This window comes from Pseudomonas sp. M20 (assembly GCF_045037865.1).
GTDB lineage: Bacteria > Pseudomonadota > Gammaproteobacteria > Pseudomonadales > Pseudomonadaceae > Aquipseudomonas.
Genome location: NZ_CP173611.1, coordinates 2926285 through 2944270, shown reverse-complemented (window position 1 = coordinate 2944270; position 17986 = coordinate 2926285). Strand labels below are relative to the sequence as shown.

Annotated in this window: 13 protein-coding genes; 5 read left to right on the top strand and 8 right to left on the bottom strand. The window is 60.1% G+C overall.

The features are described 5' to 3' along the window. The first annotated feature begins 2 nt into the window (after positions 1–2). Both ACI514_RS13135 and ACI514_RS13130 read left to right on the top strand, forming a co-directional pair. Positions 3–1961 (top strand): MacB family efflux pump subunit, encoded by a 1959-nt coding sequence (locus tag ACI514_RS13135; protein WP_405124015.1) that lies wholly within the window; start codon positions 3–5, stop codon positions 1959–1961. Positions 1962–2555: 594 nt separating this feature from the next. Further along, positions 2556–2921: a DUF6124 family protein gene (locus ACI514_RS13130; RefSeq protein ID WP_405124014.1), complete on the top strand. Its 366-nt coding sequence runs from the start codon at positions 2556–2558 to the stop codon at positions 2919–2921. Positions 2922–3235: 314 nt separating this feature from the next. On the opposite strand, the gene ACI514_RS13125 is transcribed toward ACI514_RS13130, so the two are convergent. Continuing rightward, positions 3236–3982: a response regulator transcription factor gene (locus ACI514_RS13125; protein ID WP_405124013.1), complete on the bottom strand. Its 747-nt coding sequence runs from the start codon at positions 3980–3982 to the stop codon at positions 3236–3238. A 132-nt stretch (positions 3983–4114) separates the two neighbouring features. Beyond that, the gene (locus tag ACI514_RS13120; RefSeq protein ID WP_160057487.1) at positions 4115–5704 is read right to left on the bottom strand and encodes a sensor domain-containing diguanylate cyclase; all 1590 of its coding nucleotides are present in this window, start codon (positions 5702–5704) and stop codon (positions 4115–4117) included. A 211-nt stretch (positions 5705–5915) separates the two neighbouring features. Here ACI514_RS13120 and ycaC point away from each other — a divergent pair, with 211 nt between their 5' ends. After that, complete coding sequence (ycaC, locus tag ACI514_RS13115; protein WP_007916011.1) at positions 5916–6548, top strand: isochorismate family cysteine hydrolase YcaC; 633 nt, start codon at positions 5916–5918, stop codon at positions 6546–6548. A gap of 85 nt (positions 6549–6633) precedes the next feature. Here the strand turns inward: ycaC and ACI514_RS13110 are convergent, their stop codons facing one another. Both ACI514_RS13110 and ACI514_RS13105 read right to left on the bottom strand, forming a co-directional pair. Beyond that, on the bottom strand, positions 6634–7656 hold the full coding sequence (locus ACI514_RS13110; RefSeq protein WP_405124012.1) for an alpha/beta hydrolase: 1023 nt from the start codon (positions 7654–7656) through the stop codon (positions 6634–6636). 180 nt (positions 7657–7836) lie between these two features. Continuing rightward, a complete protein-coding gene (locus ACI514_RS13105) occupies positions 7837–9093 on the bottom strand; it encodes an MFS transporter (protein ID WP_405124011.1) in 1257 nt (418 codons plus the stop codon). A gap of 265 nt (positions 9094–9358) precedes the next feature. Between ACI514_RS13105 and ACI514_RS13100 the strand changes: the two genes are divergently transcribed. Then, a complete protein-coding gene (locus tag ACI514_RS13100; RefSeq protein WP_160057490.1) occupies positions 9359–10906 on the top strand; it encodes a sensor domain-containing diguanylate cyclase in 1548 nt (515 codons plus the stop codon). Here ACI514_RS13100 and ACI514_RS13095 read toward each other — a convergent pair. The 4 genes from ACI514_RS13095 to ACI514_RS13080 form a co-directional block, all read right to left on the bottom strand. Then, on the bottom strand, positions 10868–13330 hold the full coding sequence (locus tag ACI514_RS13095) for a PAS domain-containing protein (protein WP_405124010.1): 2463 nt from the start codon (positions 13328–13330) through the stop codon (positions 10868–10870). The genes ACI514_RS13100 and ACI514_RS13095 overlap by 39 nt on opposite strands. Positions 13331–13458: 128 nt before the next feature. Continuing rightward, on the bottom strand, positions 13459–14997 hold the full coding sequence (locus tag ACI514_RS13090) for a cryptochrome/photolyase family protein (RefSeq protein WP_405124009.1): 1539 nt from the start codon (positions 14995–14997) through the stop codon (positions 13459–13461). A gap of 281 nt (positions 14998–15278) precedes the next feature. Beyond that, positions 15279–16403: an alkene reductase gene (locus ACI514_RS13085; RefSeq protein WP_405124008.1), complete on the bottom strand. Its 1125-nt coding sequence runs from the start codon at positions 16401–16403 to the stop codon at positions 15279–15281. A gap of 102 nt (positions 16404–16505) precedes the next feature. Next, positions 16506–17183, bottom strand: coding sequence for a type 1 glutamine amidotransferase domain-containing protein (locus ACI514_RS13080; RefSeq protein WP_160057494.1), 678 nt, complete (start codon positions 17181–17183; stop codon positions 16506–16508). 212 nt (positions 17184–17395) lie between these two features. Between ACI514_RS13080 and ACI514_RS13075 the strand changes: the two genes are divergently transcribed. Then, positions 17396–17980, top strand: a complete 585-nt coding sequence (locus ACI514_RS13075) for a TetR/AcrR family transcriptional regulator (protein WP_160057495.1) — start codon at positions 17396–17398, stop codon at positions 17978–17980. The last annotated feature ends 6 nt before the right edge of the window (positions 17981–17986 follow it).

Here is a 17986-nt window from a genome sequence, read left to right as displayed (position 1 = left end):
GCATGACTGAGCCGCTGCTACAGCTGACCGGCATCACCCGCAGCTTCACCGCCGGCGACCGCGAGTTTCTCGCGCTGAACAACATCAATCTGACGATCAATGCCGGGGAAATGGTCGCGATCATTGGTGCCTCCGGTTCCGGCAAATCGACGCTGATGAACATCCTCGGTTGCCTCGATTACGCCACCGCCGGCAGCTACAGGATCAACGGCCAGGAAACCCGCGATCTGGACAATCAGGCCCTGGCCGAGCTGCGCCGTGACTACTTCGGCTTCATCTTCCAGCGTTATCACTTGCTGCCGCATTTGAGCGCGATGCACAACGTCGAGATGCCGGCGATTTACGCCGGCACACCGCAGCTTCAGCGCCATGCCCGCGCCCGTGAGCTATTGGCGCGATTGGGTCTGGAAGGGCACCTGACGCATCGGCCGAGCCAGCTTTCCGGCGGTCAGCAGCAACGGGTGAGTATCGCCCGGGCCTTGATGAATGGCGGCGAAGTAATCCTCGCCGACGAACCGACCGGCGCTCTCGACACGGCCAGCGGCAAAGAGGTGATGCGCATCCTGCTGGAGCTGCACGCGGCAGGGCACACGGTGATTCTGGTGACCCACGACCCGAAAGTCGCGGCCAACGCTGAGCGCATCATCGAAGTCAGCGATGGCGAAATCCTCAGCGACCGCGCCAACGAACGCGACACCACGCAGCTGCTCAGCGACGAACCGGTGACGCCGAAAGCCACCGCCTCTCGACGTCTTGTTGCCAGTCTCGGTTTGTTCAAAGAGGCGTTCGCCATGGCGTGGGTGGCGTTGATTTCCCATCGCATGCGCACCTTGCTGACCATGCTTGGCATCGTCATTGGCATCACCTCGGTGGTGTCAATTTCAGCGGTGGGCGAGGGCGCCAAGAACTACGTGCTCAAGGACATCGCCGCGATTGGCAGCAACACCATCGATGTCTATCCCGGCAGCAGTTACGGCGACAAACGTGCAGCGGCCATCGAAACCCTGACACCGGCCGATGTCACCGCGCTGAATCAGCTGTACTACGTCGACAGCGCCACGCCGATGATCGGCCGCAGCCTGTTGCTGCGCTATCGCAATATCGACCTGGATGCGCAGGTCAACGGCGTCAGCGATCAGTACTTCAAGGTGCGCGGGATCAAGATGGCAGCGGGTATCCCGTTCAGCGAAAACGATGCACGGCGCCAGGCGCAGGTGGTGGTCATAGATCACAACACCCGGCAGCGCCTGTTTGGCCAGGATGTCGACCCGTTGGGCCAGGTGATCCTGATCGGTAACCTGCCTTGCACGGTGATCGGCGTGGCCGCGCAGGATAAAAGCCTGTTCGCCTCGGGCAAGACCCTCAACGTCTGGGTGCCCTACGAAACGGCAGCCGGGCGGGTGTTGGGTCAGCGTTATCTGGACAGCATCAGCGTGCGCATGAAGGACGGCCAGCCGAGCAAAGTGGTGGAAGAGCACGTCACTCAACTGTTGCTGCAACGCCACGGCACCAAGGATTTCTTCACCAACAACCTCGACAGCGTCCTGCAGACCGTGCAGAAAACCAGCCGCTCGCTGGCGCTGTTGCTGTCGCTGATTGCGGTGATTTCGTTGGTGGTGGGCGGTATCGGCGTGATGAACATCATGCTGGTGTCGGTGACCGAACGTACCCGCGAGATTGGCATTCGCATGGCGGTGGGCGCGCGGCAGTCGGACATTCGTCAGCAGTTTTTGGTGGAGGCGGTGATGGTCTGTTTGTTGGGCGGGGCGATCGGAATTTCCCTGTCGTATGCGATCGGGCATCTGTTTTCGGTGTTTATCAAGGAATGGGAGATGGTGTTTTCGTTGGCGTCGGTGCTAACGGCGGTGGTGTGCTCGACGTTGATCGGGATTGTGTTCGGGTTTGTGCCGGCGCGGAATGCCTCGCGGCTTGATCCGATTGAGGCGTTGGCACGGGATTAAGAGCTGACCCTCACCCTAGCCCTCTCCCAGAGGGAGAGGGGACAGAACGCGGTGTTTGCTGGAGATACACCGACGTGGGATACCGAGTCGAACTCAGGTTTTGAACAGCACAAAAATCGGCTCCCTTTCCCCCTCGCCCCCCTTGGGGGAGAGGGCTGGGGTGAGGGGGTAGATCCAACTGACACACCGCAAAAACTCGAACCACCGCCATCCAGAATTTCCATCAATAAACACGATACCGTGAGTGCGTTTAAATTACACGACCCGTTACGTCATACCGCCTACAACACCTTGCGTCGTTACCTACGCGTACGCCAGAATCCGCCGGCTTACGCGGCTATGGGTCGGGATATATCGTTTGCCTGTCACTGCAAATCAGTGATCGGGTTTGGTAGCCCGCTTCGGTACCGCCGTATGGCGCCCCCTTATGCAGTCTCTTTTTTGCGGCTGCGTTTTATATGGTGGACATGCGTGGGGCTCATTCATGAGCGCCGGGTTTCCGTATCGACCGGTCTACCAACCCGCGCATGGCCGCCACCTTCGTTTGGTAGCGAAAGTGATGGCTCCGGTTAATTTCGATACGAGACTTTATCTATGTTCAAAGCCACACCCAACCCACCAGATACCGATCCAATCCCCTACGACGCCGCACTGGAACCTCAAAACATCAAAGAGGCCACAGAACGGGCGATCAATTTCTACCTCAATCCTTCCGCGCTCAAAACCTCAAAACCTACTCGCAAAACCGGCAAGATCTACCTGATCGACCCCACCATCGACGACGAAACCCTGCTCGTTGAAGCCTACGAATCGTTGTCATCGGCCAGTGACATGGCCCGCGACCTTGCCGACTTGGTCGACAGTCCTCACCGCAAAAAAATGCTGATCCTGCAACAGGTGATCATGCTGAGTGAATTGGTGGTGAGTCGCGTCCTCCACAACCAGCGCTTGCCCAACTAATTGCGAAACAGCCGCGTGAGGGAGCTGCTCCCTCGCATCGTGCAAGTGGTGATGTTGGGGGAATTGGCGGTGAATCAGGCTTTGGAGCACGTCGCTGGATTGCCCTCACCCTAACCCTCTCCCAGGGGGAGAGGGGACTGACCGAGGTGTTCTTTCGAGGTACACCGACGTGGGATACCGAGCCGAACTCAGGTTTTGAACAGTGCAAAGATCGGCTCCCTTTCCCCCTCGCCCCCTTGGGGGGAGAGGGCTGGGGTGAGGGGGGAATCTCACTGACACACCCAAAAAACCGAAACCCTCTCAATCCCTGCGTATCAAGCCGCACTCGACGCCAACGCCTCCAACGGCGAATACATCCAGCGCATCAACGAATGCCGTCCGCTGATACCCAACTTGATCGCCGCCCGTTTCAGATAACTCTCCACGGTGTTGACCTTCAACGCCAATTGTTCCGCCAGTTCCGGCGCCGTGCGGCCGGCGAGCAGGCCGACACACACTTCGGTTTCGCGGTTCGACAGGCTCAGCCCCAGTTGCTCAAGGCGCTCGTCAAAGCGCAGGCGCAAGGTTTCCAGGCCGTTGCCTTCGGTTGCTTCGGGCGGGGTTTGCGGATCAGGAGTGGCCGGTTGCAGGGCGTTGATGTGTTTTTCCACCATCGGCAGCAGCACCGGGGAGATGTCCTGCAACAGGCTGCGTTCCTGCGCGGAAAAGCGCTGCGATTCGCCGTTGCGGTACACCGAAATCACGTAGCGGTAGCCGTCCTTGCGCCGGGTCAGGTGCAGTTGTGAGGCGTCCGCGCTGGTCGCGGCCGGCGGATTCTGTAAATGGTGGGCCGCCGCACTGTGTTCGGAAAACACCGTTTCGGCGATCAGGGCCGGCCCTTTCAGCGGCTCCGGCTCACTGCGACTCGACGTGCGGCCGACCGGTTCGACACGCATCTGCCGGATGTGCGTGGCGTCGACCGCCAGTTGCGTCAGGATCAGGTCATGCAGCATGCGCGGAAAGTGCCGGCTGCCGGTGCTGGCAATAACCTTGCCGATGTGGGGGAACAAGTGTGAATTCATTTGCGTGTCATCCCTGAGAGACGTTAATTCATAAACATCTGCCGCACTGTCGACGATCTCCTTGGTCGACGAAATACCGCAGACTTGGATCCTATCCTAGTACAACGTTTGAGCGACGGTTTAATGAAGGTGTTATTTGCTCATAACCGCGACGTCGGGTTGCTTGCCCTGTGAGCACCAGCGGTTGCGGCCTTGCTGCTTGGCTTGATACAGGCAGGTATCGGCTGCTTTCAACAGGGTCGCCGGGGTTACCGTGTCATCGACTGGATGCCAAGTGGTAATCCCGGCGCTGGCGGTGACATAACCCAAAGGATGCCCGGCGTGCTCCAGTTTCAGTGCACGGATGGCCTGCAGTATGTCTTCGGTAACCTGAATGGCGCCGGCATTGTCGGTGTTGGGCAGCAGCACGGTGAACTCTTCGCCGCCGTAGCGCACCGCCAGGTCGCTCGGTCGTTTGACTGCTTGCTGGATCGCCTGCCCGACAGCGCTCAGGCAATCATCACCCGCCGCATGGCCATACTGATCGTTGTAGCGTTTGAAGTGGTCGACATCGAGCATGATCAATGACAGCGCCGAACCTTGTCGCCGCGCTAGACGGATTTCGTCCGCCAGCGCATTGTCCAGACGTCGGCGGTTGCCCAGTCCGGTCAGGCTGTCAGTCAGCGCCATGTCACGCATGGTCTGGTGCGCGTAGCGAATTTCCCGCTCCATGGCCATGCGCTGGCGCAACTGGTGCAGCACCACCAGGCCGAAACCGCTGAGCACCAAAATCAGAAACACCAGCACGAAGCCGTTTTTCAGCAAATCCTGCTGCCACGGTTCGATGATCGAGTCCCGTGAAAGCCCGGCCTCGACCACCAGCGGATAGGTGGTGAGCGCGCGATAGCCATACAACCGCTCAGTGTCGTCGACCACCGCGCGGACTTGCGCAATACCGGCGTTGGCGTTGGGCAGGTAGACCTTGAAGATCTCGCTGTTGGCCAGGCTTTTGCCGATCACCGAGGCGATGAACGGCCGGCGCACGAGGATGGTGCCGTCGCGTCTGGCCAGCACCAGTGCGCCTTTGTCATCGATTCTGAAGTCGCCGTAATAGTCGACAAAGTAGCTGACCTTGACCGTGCCCAGCAGCACCCCGGCGAACGAGCCGTCGGGATTGTTCAGACGACGGGAGACGGGAATGATCAGGTCATGGGTCGATCGGCTTTCCACCACATCACCGATGCGCACCTGCCGATCATCATGGCTGCGGTGGTATTGAAAGTAATCGCGATCGGCGTTGTTAGCGGTCTCGGGCGTGACTTCCTTGTCGGTGACGAGCCACTGCCCATCCGCCCCGTAGATAAACAAGCCATGCAGCTGCGGCATGATTTTCGATTGCTGCACCAGCAGTTTGTGAATACGCGGCACGTCGAGATTCTGCAGGCCATCGCCTTCGATCCGCTCACTCAGGGCGGCGGTCAGCACATCCATTTGCCGAATGGTGTCTTCGGCGTGCTGCGCGGTGGCGCGGGCCAGGTTGGTCACCGAATCGCGCGCCGAGGCGAATGCAGCGCGATAGTCGCGCCAGGTGCGCCAGCTCTCGACCGTCAAAAAGGCCAATACCACCACCAGCATAAAGCTGACCGTCAGGCGGAATGTCGAGCCGGCGCGCACGGCGTTGCGGGCAGAGGCGGCTCTGCTTGGGTCTACGGTGTTCGGCTCTGGCGGACGGCGTCCGAGCATGAACATCTCCTTTTTTCATACGTAATGCATCGCAACAGTATGACAAGGATCGCCAGAAAGTTCGGCGCGGAGCGTGTTTTATTGCCTGATTGTCCTGTTCGAGTTGACGGTGAAACGCTTTTCAGCCGATTTATCCCGTCCCTGTGCGTCAGTAATCTGTACCCAACTTGAACGCAACAACAACTTCAAAAACTCAAAAGGGACGCACACCATGACTACTCCAACCTACAACCGCCTGAACAAAGATGACGCCATCGTGCTGCTGGTCGACCACCAGACCGGCCTGATTTCCCTGGTGCAGGACTTCTCGCCAAACGAATTCAAGAACAACGTGCTGGCCCTGGCTGATCTGGCCAAGTTCTTCGAACTGCCGACCATCCTCACCACCAGTTTCGAACAAGGCCCGAACGGCCCGCTGGTGCCAGAGTTGAAAGAGATGTTCCCGGACGCGCCGTACATCGCTCGTCCAGGCCAGATCAACGCGTGGGACAACGAAGACTTCGTCAAAGCGATCAAAGCCACCGGCCGCAAGCAGATCATCATTGCCGGTGTAGTAACGGATGTCTGCGTAGCGTTCCCGACCTTGTCGGCGCTGGCAGAAGGGTTTGATGTGTTTGTGGTGACCGACGCTTCCGGCACCTTCAACACCACCGTGCAACAAGCCGCATGGAGCCGCATGACTCAGGCCGGCGCACAGATGATGAACTGGTTCTCGGTGGCCTGTGAGCTGCACCGCGACTGGCGCAACGACATCGAAGGGCTGGGCAATCTGCTGTCGCAGCGGATCCCGAACTACCGCAACCTGATGAACAGCTACTCGGCGCTGACCGCTCAGCAGAAGTAAGCTGACGCGACCGAACAAAAGCCTGCCCTGAAAGCAGGCTTTTGTCGTGTCTGCGCTTGAAAGCGCTGGCAGCGTTGCGATGGCGTTACTTCAGGTTATGGCTGAAGAACGTGGTCAATTTGGCGAAGGGAATCAGGTTGACCCGGTCGTACAAGTCGACATGGCCGGCCCCCGGAATGATCAGCAGCTCTTTGGGCTCGGCCGCGCGCTGGTAAGCGTCTTCACTGAACTCGCGGGAGTGCGCCTGAGCGCCGGCAATGAACAGCAGCGGGCGCGGGGAGATGCTCTCGATGTCATTGAACGGGTAGAAGTTCATGAACTTCACATTGCTGATCAGTGTGGGCATGGTGGTGGTCTGCGGCGAAGCGCCGGCCGGGGTGACCTGGCCACGCGGGGTGCGGTAGAAATCGTAGAACTCGTCACCCACCGCGTTGCCGGTGAGTTTCAGCGGTGTGCCGCCGGTGTAGCGCACCGGGCCGCCCCAGGACTGCGCGTTACGCTGCTGCGCCGTCTGTTCAATGATGGATTGGCGTTGCGCTGGCGTGAGCGAATGCTTGAGGCCGTTACGGTTGGCGGCGCCCATGTCGTACATGCTCACGGTGGCAATCGCCTTCAAACGTGGGTCGATCTTGGCGGCACTGATGGCGAAGCTGCCGCTGCCGCAAATACCGATAACGCCGATACGCTCGCGATCGACCAGCGGGCGAGTGCCGAGAAAGTCCACCGCCGCGCTGAAGTCTTCGGCATAAATGTCCGGTGCAACCGACTGGCGTGGCAGGCCCTCGCTTTCGCCCCAGTAGGACAAGTCGAACGACAGCGTGACGAAACCCTGTTCCGCCATTTTGGTCGCGTAGAGATTGGCGCTTTGCTCTTTCACTGCGCCCATCGGGTGGCCGACGATGATCGCGGCATTTTTTGACTGCGGGTCAAGGTTCTTCAGGTTGAACAGATTGCCTGCGACCTTCATCCCGTACTGGTTCTTGAAGGTGACCTTTTCCACGGTCACTTTATCGCTGGTGTAGAAGTTGTCTGCGCCGTTCGACATATCGGCTCCCATGGCTGAAAAAGTACTGAAGAGCAGCCCGAAGGCCAAGCAAAAACCTTTCACTGGAATGTCCTTGCGATTGAGGGTTTATTCGTCTGAGCCTGTGCACGAACATTCTCTCGATCAGCGCCTCAGCGCCGTAGTGCATTCCTCTGGATTGCTTGCCTGATCCACTGAGTCTGCATTTTCAACGCCGCGCAGACACGATATGGCGGCGATCAGAGGGCAGGCACCGGATATGGATTACGCTGAGGATTCAGCGCTGGCGTCGGCCACTCCGGTTTCAGCCTGACGGCCACTGCGCAGGGTTTCCGGAACCCCAATCCCAAGCAGCACAACCGCCACCGCCGCAATACCGGCCAGGGTCAGAAATGCCGCGCTGTAACCGGCCTCCTGCACAACGAACCCGGCAAGTCCGTTGCTCAGTGCTGCGCCCAGCCCGAACACCGTGGTCAGTGCGCCGAGGCTGACGTTGAAGTGGCCGGTGCCCTGGGTGAGGTCTTTGACCATGATCGGAAACAAGGCGCCGAACAGACCGGCGCCGACGCCGTCGAGCAGCTGCACCGCGACCAGCCAATAAGCATCGTCCGACAGCGTGTAGAGCACACCGCGCAACGGCAGGATCAGAAAACCGGCCAGCAGCAGCGGTTTGCGTCCCCACAGATCGGCTTTTGCCCCGACCAGTAATGCCGCCGGCACCATCACCAGTTGCGCCGCGACGATGCAGGCCGAGGTCAGCGGGGTGGCCATCTGCAGATTGGCTTGCGCAAGTTTTTGGCTCACCAGCGGCAACATCGCCGCATTGGCGAGGTGGAACAGCGCACAGCAAATGGCGAACAGCAGCAGCGACCGGTTACCCAGCAGCACGGATAACCCGGAAGGTTGGCGATGCCCAGCGTCGGCCGGGTCCAGCCCGCGGGCCTGATCATGGTCGATCGCTTCTGGCGCCACGCAGGCGATGGCGATGACACTGGCCAGGGCCATGGCCGCCATCAGGTAGAACACTGCCACCGGGCCGAACAGATAAGCGAACACACCGGCGAGGAGGGCGGCGCAGGCGTTGCCGGCATGATTGAAGGTTTCATTGCGCCCGGTTCGCCGGGTGAACGCCCGTGGTCCGGTCATGCCCAGGGTGATCGCGCAGATGGCCGGGGCGAATATCGAGGCGGCCATTGCACTCAGGGTTTGCGTCAACGCCACCCAAGTGAACGACGTCACGAACGGCAGCAGCAGGCAACTGCCGGTCACCAGCAGCGCGGCGATCGCAATCAACGCACGTTTGCGTCGGCTGTTGTCGACCCAGGCGCCGGCGGGTGTCTGGGTGATCAGCGCGGCGACCCCGGCGATGGTCATGACCAGACCAATGCTGGCCGGCTCCCAGTGATGCACCGCCAACAGATAGATGGCCAGATAGGGGCCGAGGCCGTCGCGCACGTCGGCGAGGAAAAAGTTCAGGCTGTCCAGGGACAGGTTGTTGCGGCGATCGAGGTCAGCGGCCACGGCGGTGTCTTCAATGTTCGAGGTTTGCGGATGGATTCAACCTCAGCAAGCCTAATGACCTGCGCCCGTGAATATAAGTTGCAGGCCGCCGCCGTGTCGTTGCGAAACAACGCCAAGGGGCTGAAAACGACGTTCCGTCATACGGTTGCTGCACGTTCGACGCGCTACTTGTATCCTTGCGCCGGTCGAGGACATACGACCGCTGTTATTGCCTTGAATCAGTAACGGCCGGAACGGGAAACCGGACTTTCCATTAGGTACTTTCGTGAAGCGTGATACCCACCTCGTCATCCTCTTGCTGCTGGTCATCGGCTGCTCCCTGGCGTCGCTGACCATCTGGAAAGTGCTGTCCTCGCGCGATCGCGCGCTGGAGGAAGTCAACGTGCACGGGTTGAACCTGACCCAGGCACTCGAGACCTATTCCGAGGGCATTGTCCGGCAAAGTTCGCTGCTGTTGCTCGGGCTGGTCGAGCGCCTGGAAACCGAAGGCAGTGGCCCCGCGCAGATCCAGCGCTTGGGTGCGTTGATCAACCGCCAACAGCCGTTGATGCCACAAATGAGCGGGATCACCATCTATGACCGTCAGGGCCATTGGCTGATGTCGTCGAACCGACCGATTCCGGCGGGGGCCAACAGCAGTGATCGGGCCTACTTCATTCATCATCGCGACGACCCGAGCCGCGAACCCTTTATCGGGCCACCCATCCGTAGCCGCTCCAATCAGGAGTGGGTGATCACCGTCAGCCGCCGTTTCAATGATGATCGCGGCGAGTTTGCCGGGGTCGTGGCCGTGACCTTGGGCGTGGAAAACTTCCTGCGCCTGTTCGGCAAACTCGACGTCGGGCAGGAAGGTGCCATCGGTTTGTCGTATACCGACGGCACGTTGCTGGTGCGCTATCCGTTCCGCGAGCAGGACATGGGCCGCAACTTTTCCAAGTCGCCGATCTACGCCAAGTACCTGGTCGATCAATCGGTCGGCACCGCGTCGTATACCTCCAGCCTGGATGGCGTCGAACGCCTCTACGCCTTCCGCAAAAGTGAAAAATTGCCGCTGATCACCACGGTCGCCATCGGCAAGCGTGAAGCGCTCACGGCCTGGCGAACCGAGGCGCTGTTGTCGGCGGTGGTGGTGGCGGGGCTGTTGGGACTGACCGGCCTGATCGGCTGGTGCTTGATCCTCGATATCCGGCGCCGGACCCAGGTTGAAGGCGAACTGCGCATTGCTCAGCAGCAGTTGCTCGGCTCGAACCGACAACTGGAACTGCTGGCCATGAAGGATGCACTGACCGGTCTGGCGAATCGGCGCTGCTTCGACCAGACCCTGGCCACAGAGGCGCGGCGGGCACAGCGCGACGGCTCATCGCTGGCCTTGCTGATGATCGATATCGACTATTTCAAACTGTTCAATGATGCGCTCGGGCACGTTGCCGGCGACGCTTGTCTGCAAGCTGTCGCCAGGGTGCTGGATGAATGCGTGCGGCGACCGTCAGACCTGGTCGCGCGCTACGGCGGTGAAGAGTTCGCGGTGATCATGCCCGCCACCGACATCGACGGTGCCGCCGTGGTAGCGCAGTTGATTATCGAGCGCTTGCAGAAAGCCAACATTGACCACCCGACAAGCCCGGTGGCCCGCGTGAGCCTGAGCATTGGCATCGCCGCCGCGCGCGGGTCGCACCTGGACCCGGTGCACGGTTTGATCGAGTCAGCCGATCAGGCGCTGTACCAAGCGAAGTTGGCCGGGCGCAACCGCTTCATGGCGTCTCGCGCGCAAGCCTTACTCGACTTCGATGGACAGCAGGCCACTGACGCGTGACACCAACGTGTCGACGGCAAACGGTTTGGTCAGCACCTGCATGCCCGGGCCGAGTTGACCGTTACCGATCACCGAGTTTTCCGCGTACCCGGTAATGAACAAGGTCTTCAACTTCGGCCTGATTTGCCTGCCCGCATCGGCCATCTGCCGGCCGTTCATGCCGCCGGGCAAACCGACATCGGTAATGAGCAGATCGATGTGCGCGCTGGAACGCAGCACTTCCAATCCTTCAACGCTGTCGCCCGCTTCGAGCAAGTCGTAGCCGAGGTCGCTCAGCACGTCCTTGAGCAGCATGCGGACGGTGGGTTCGTCGTCGACAATCAGGATGGTCTCACCGGCCTTGGCATGAGGCGTCGCCGAGCTTTGCGCGTCATCGTGATTGCGCTGCGCTTCGCCGAGGTAGCGCGGCAGGTAAACGCACATGGTGGTGCCTTGACCCACAGTCGATTGCACCCGCACCTGCCCGCCGGATTGCTTGGTGAAACCGTAGATCATCGACAGCCCGAGCCCGGTGCCCTGGCCCAGCGGTTTGGTGGTGAAAAACGGGTCGAAGGCCTTGGCGATCACTTCCGCACTCATACCGGTACCGGTGTCGGCGACCGACAGGCACAGGTATTGTCCTTCGGGCATTTCCCGTAAGCGTGCTGATTCAGCATCCAGGGTTCGATTGGCGGTCTCGACGATGATGCTGCCACCATCGGGCATCGCATCGCGGGCGTTGATGCACAGGTTGAGCAGGGCGTTTTCCAGTTGGCTGGCATCGACCAGCGCCGGCCACAGATCGGCGGCGGCGACCGTCTTCAGGCGAATACTCGGGCCGACGGTGCGCTGGATCAGTTCGCTCATGCCGGCAATCAGCGCGTTGACTTCAGTCGGACGTGGATCGAGGGTCTGACGTCGAGAGAAGGCCAGCAGACGGTGGGTGAGGGCAGTGGCGCGTTTGGCGGCGTCCTGGGCGATCTGCATGTATTTGTCGATGTCGTTCGAACGACCCTGGGCTATGCGTTTGTCCATCAGCTCAAGGGATGCGCAGATGCCCGCCAGCAGGTTGTTGAAGTCATGGGCCAGACCGCCGGTGAGTTGCCCGACCGCTTCCATTTTCTGCGATTGCCGCAACTTTTCTTCGGCCTGCATCAGGTCCGCTGTGCGCGCCGAGACCCGTTGTTCCAGTGTGTCGTTGAGGGCCTTTAACGCGGCGGTGACCCGGTCGCGCTCGGCTTCGACGTTGCGCCGGTCTTCGACATCGATCAGCACGCCGGGAAAGCGCAAAGGCGTGCCGTCTTCGGCGCACTCGACGCGGCCGTTCGCTTCAATCCAGGTGTATTTGCCGTCCGCGCCTCGCACTCGGTATTGGTGCGAATAGGCACCGCCACGGGCAATGACTTCGTTGATCGCGGTGGTGAGTCCTTCCCTGTCGTCCGGGTGCACGGTCATTACCACTTGTTCCAGGCTCAAACCGTCGAGACCCCAGGCCGGATCGAGGTCGAAAACCCGCGCGAAGGCCTCATCGACGCTGAAACGATCGCTGGGCAGGTGCCAGTGCCAGGTACCGATAATGGCGCCGGCGGCCAGGGCGAGTTGTACCCGCTCGACGTTTTCCCGGGCGACGGCCTCGCTGATGCGCAAGCGTTCTTGCGCGTCGCGGCGCTCGGTGACATCGCTGAAGAAGATCGCAATCTGCCGATCGGCCGGGTCGCCGACGCGGACGGCGCGTACATCGAACCAGCGTTCGAAGGTATTGGCGTAGTTCTCGAAGTTGGCCGGCTCGCCGGTCTTGGCCACATGGCCGTAGGTCTCGAACCAGAATTTTTCCAGGTTGGGCGCAAACTCGGTAACCCACTTGCCGCGCAGATTGACCCCGGCCTGACGTTCGAATGCCGGGTTGGCCTCGACGAAGTAATAGTCGATGGGGTGGTCGTCGGCGTCGAATTTGACTTTGACGATGGCGAACGCCGCCTCGATGGTTTCCAGAATGGTGCTGAAGCGCTCTTCACTCTGGCGCAGTGCGGTTTCGGCGCTGCGCGAGCGGGTCAGGTCGAGCATCGCTCCGATCATGCGTTCGGCCTGGCCATCGGCATTGCGGATCAGATGGCCGCGATCCAGCACTTCGGCGTATGAACCATCGTGGCAGAGGAAGCGGTACTCAGCGCTCCAGGTCGTCCCGGAGCCGTCAATCGCCGAGCGAATCGAGGTTGTCACGCGCGCGCGATCCTGCGTGTGAATCTGCGCAAATCGCCAGTCACACGTCGGCTCGATGGCTGCTGACGCGTAGCCATACGCCTGTTGCAGCGAGTCGTTCCAGATGACCTGATTGGTTTTCAGATCCCAGTCCCAGACGGCGTCGCAGGTCGCCTTGACGGCCAGACGCAGGCGCGTGACCTCAGACTCAAGCTCCTCGCGAGTAAGCTGTTTCAGGATGTTCACCCTTCATGCGTTGATGGTTGGCTTGCGTTCAATTGGCGTGTTTCAAACCATCGGCCTCACAAGCTTTGTGAGCCATTGACCCGGGGCCCCATGTTTAAGTTGCACACGGGCCAAAGGCACACGCGTTTTCATAGCGATTCGCCGCGATGCATTCTGTCGAGCAGACTCTGCCCGCGTTGCCACAAAGCCTGCTGTTTTTCCAGAGGCATGCGATCAAGGTTTTTGTACATCATGCCCATGCGCTGATTGCTGCGCAGAAGGTCGCCGTGGCGCATCAGGAAATGCCAGTACAAGGCATTGAACGGGCAGGCGTTGTCAGTGGTGGTTTCGCGCACCGAGTAAGCACAGCCGCGACAGTAGTCGGACATCCGGTTGATGTACTGGCCGCTGGCGCAATAAGGCTTGGAGCCGAGGTAACCGCCGTCGGCGTGCATGACCATGCCGAGGGTATTGGGCAACTCGACCCAATCGAACGCGTCCATGTAAATGGCCAGATACCATTCACAGATCTGGCTCGGTGCGATGCCGGAGAGCAGGGCGAAATTGCCAGTCACCATCAGGCGCTGAATGTGATGGGCGTAGGCGTGTTTGAGGCTTTGGCCGATGGCCTGGCGCATGCAGTTCATCTTTGTGTCGCCGGTCCAGTAAAACTCTGGCAAGCGCCGCGTGTTACCAAAGGCATTGCCCTCGGCGTATTCCGGCATGTGCAGCCAGTAGACGCCCCGAACGTATTCGCGCCAGCCGATCAGTTGGCGGATGAAGCCTTCGGCGGCATTCAGGGCAATGTTGCCTGACCAATAGGCAGACTCCACGTCACTGCAGAGTTGACGCAGATCGAGCAAGCCAATGTTCAGCGCAGCGCTGATGCGGGCATGGAACAGAAACGGTTCGTCGCTGGCCATGGCGTCCTGATAGTCGCCGAATCCGGCCAGGCCGTAATCGAGAAACCAGGCCCACAGCGCCTGGGCATCGGCGTGTGTCACCGGATAGTTGAAATCATCCAGGCTGCCGTAGTGACTGGCGAAGCGATCCTTGACCAGTGCGAGAACTTCGAGGGTGATTGCATCGTTGGTAAAACCCGCCGGGTAGGGCGCCTTTACCGTTTTGGGCAAGGTTTTGCGATTGTCGGCATCAAAGTTCCAGGCGCCACCGACCGGGGTGCCGTCGCCGTTGAGCAGCAGGCGACTCTTGCGGCGCATCTCACGATAGAAGAACTCCATGCGCAGCTGCTTTTTGCCAGCGGCCCACGCGCGAAATTCGTCGCGGCTGCACAGGAAACGGTTGTCGGCATGCCAGTGGATCGGCAAGCCACAATCCTTCAGTGATTGCTCCAGACGCCAGTCGCCGCATTCGGTCAGGTGCACCTCGTTCGCTTGCAGCAGCGCCTGCCAGCGCTTTAATTCGCCGGGCACCGAGCCGCTGTTGTGCGGGTCGTCGAGGGTCACGTAATGCACCTGAAAGGCTTGGGCTTTCAGTGCCTGAGCGAAATGACGCATGGCGCTGAAGAGCAAGGCGATCTTCTGCGGATGATGGGCAACATGGCTGGCTTCTTCCATGACCTCGACCAGCAGCACACGATCCTGTTCGCGATCCAGACCTGCCAATGAAGCCAGATCAAAAGAGAGCTGGTCACCCAGAACAAGGCACAGCCGATGGGTTTTGTTCATTTAGCGGATTCAGCGTAGTGAGCAGCAGGCTGCCGAGTGGACGTTTAAGCATCAAGTTCAGATAGTTGTACAGATTGTAGTCTGTGTATAGGTTTTTGTGCGGTGAATATTCACATCCCTCCTGTGGGATCGAGCCTGTTCGCGAAGGCGTCGTCACATTCAACATTTTGGCTGACTGACACGCCGCTTTCGCGAGCAGGCTCGCTCCCACAAGGGCTTGCACTCCGACTCGGATGAACGTTCCCGCTGTTGCGGGAGCGCTTGACGCCGCGAGGAAAGGCTTAGCCGGGATAAACGGGGTAGTCGGTATAGCCTTCGGCGTTGCCGCCATACACCGTCGCCGGGTTGAGAGCATTCAACGGCCAGTCATTGGCAATCCGCGCAGGCAGATCGGGGTTGGCCATGAACGGGCGGCCAAAAGCGACCAAGTCTGCCAGCCCCGAATCGAGCAGTTGCGCGCCGGATTCGGCGGTGTAACGCCCGGCATAAATGATCGCGCCGCTGAAGGTGTCGCGCACCGCCTGGCGGAACGTTTGTGGCATCGCCGGGGCGTTGTCCCAATCGGCTTCGGCGATGGACAGATAAGCAATGCCGACGTCTTGCAGGATTTTGATCGCTTCGATGTAAGTGGCGTGCGGATCTTCCTCGACCATGCCCAGGTAAGTGCGCGCTTCATCGGTGGTGGTGAACAGCGGGGCGAAACGCACGCCGACTTTTTCCTTGCCGATGCACTCGGCGACGCCGGCGACGACTTCCTTCAAAAAGCGCAGGCGATTGTGCAGCGAACCGCCGTACTGATCGTCGCGCAAATTGCTGTGGGCGGAGATGAACTGGTTGACCAGATAACCGTTGGCGCAGTGCAATTCGATGCCATCGAAACCCGCGTCCATGGCGTTGCGTGCGGCCTGGATGTACAGCTGAACCAGTTCCTGCACTTCGTCGGTGCTCAGTGCACGCGGTGCCGACGGTGGCACCAGTTCACCGGCGCCGGGGGCGGTTTCGATAAACACGCTGACCCGATCTGTAGCCACGGCGGAAGCGGAAACCGGCGCTGCGCCGTCGGGTTGCAGCGCGGTGTGGGAGACGCGGCCGACGTGCCACAGCTGGGCGAAAATCACCCCGTCCACGGCATGTACGGCTTCGGTGACTTTGCGCCATCCGGCGATTTGCTCTGCGGTATGGATGCCCGGCGTCCACGCGTAACCCTGGCCACGAGGCTCGATCTGCGTGCCCTCGGTGACCAGCAAACCGGCGCCGGCGCGCTGTTGGTAATACTCGGCCATCAGCTCATTGGCAATGTTGCCCGGTTGGGTGCTGCGCTGGCGGGTGAGTGGCGGCAGGACGATGCGGTTTTTCAGGGTGTGATGACCGAGTCTGGCCGGGGTGAAGAACGGGCTGCTATTCATGGATTACCTTGTCTTTGGGTTTATTAGACCAGTCGACTAATTGGTGGGCGAAAAAATAACGCCGGGTGATACGCCCCCGGCGTTCGATGAGGTTGTAGGGTTTTAGCCGAGCATTTCCAAAAGCTTTTTAGCAACAGCGGCGGAGCTGGCCGGATTCTGGCCAGTGACCAGTTGCCCATCGGCAACCACATGAACCTGCCAGTCAGCCACTTTCGAGTAATAACCGCCGAGACGCTGAAACTCGTCTTCGATCAGGAACGGCACCACGTCCGTCAGCCCGACGGCCTCTTCTTCGGAGTTGGTGAAACCGGTGACCTGGCGATGCTGAACCAGCGGTTTGCCGTCAGCGGTGAGGGCGTGACGCAACACACCCGGCGCATGGCAGACAAAACCGTGGGGTTTGTTGGCGCGGTCAAACGCTTCGATCAAAGCGATCGACTGCTTGTCTTCGGCCAGGTCCCACAGTGGGCCGTGGCCGCCCGGGTAGAACACCGCATCGAAATCATCAGCGCTGACGTCAGCCAGGAGGCCGGTATTGGCCAGTGCCTGTTGCGCGGCGGAGTCTTTTCGGAAGCGATCAGTCTCGGCAGTCTGCGCATCGGGCTCATCGCTTTTCGGGTCCAGCGGCGGCTGGCCACCGGCCGGCGAGACCAGGGTGACGTCGGCACCGGCGTCCTTGAAGGCGTAGTAGGGCGCGGCGAACTCTTCCAGCCAGAAGCCAGTTTTCTTGCCGGTGTTGCCGAGTTGATCGTGGGAAGTCAAAACCATCAGGATTTTCATAGAGCACCTTGAGTCGATCAGGTGTCTTCGATTGAGCGAAGGATTCGCCCATCGGCCACACCGGTCAGAAAACGTTTGTCGGGGCGCAGCATAGATTCCAATTAGACCAGTCGTCTAGTAATTTTTTATCCTGCGGTTTTTCATCGACAGGTATGGCAAACTTCCGTTCCTCCGAAAATACGACTGGTCTATTGCCTGGTAATTTGCGCCCCATGAAACCGACCTACGACGACACCCGCCAACATTTGCTCGACACCGGCCACCGGATGATGGCCGAGAAAGGCTTTACCAGTGTCGGCCTCAACGAAATCCTGCAAACCGCCGGTGTGCCCAAGGGTTCGTTCTATCACTACTTCAAATCCAAAGAACTGTACGGCCAGGCGTTGCTTGCGGATTACTTCGTCGGCTACCTCGCTGACATGGAGCGGCGCCTGACGCTGCCAGGGCTGAGCGCCTATGAGCGGCTGATGGATTACTGGCAGGGCTGGCAGAACCGCTGCACCCTCGAAGGCCACGGTGACGAATGTCTGGTGGTGAAGCTCAGTGCCGAAGTCGCCGATTTGTCGGAGTCGATGCGCCTGACCTTGCGCGATGGTGCCGAGCAAGTGGTGGCGCGCATTTCCTTGTGTATAGAACAGGGTCAAGCCGAAAACAGCCTGCCCCAGGGCGATGCCCGGCATCTGGCGGAAACCTTGTATCAGCTGTGGTTGGGCGCCAGTTTGCTGAACAAATTGCAGCGCACCGGGCAGTCGTTGCAGACCTCGATGGCGATGACCCGACAACTGCTGGCGGTATGAGCGGTG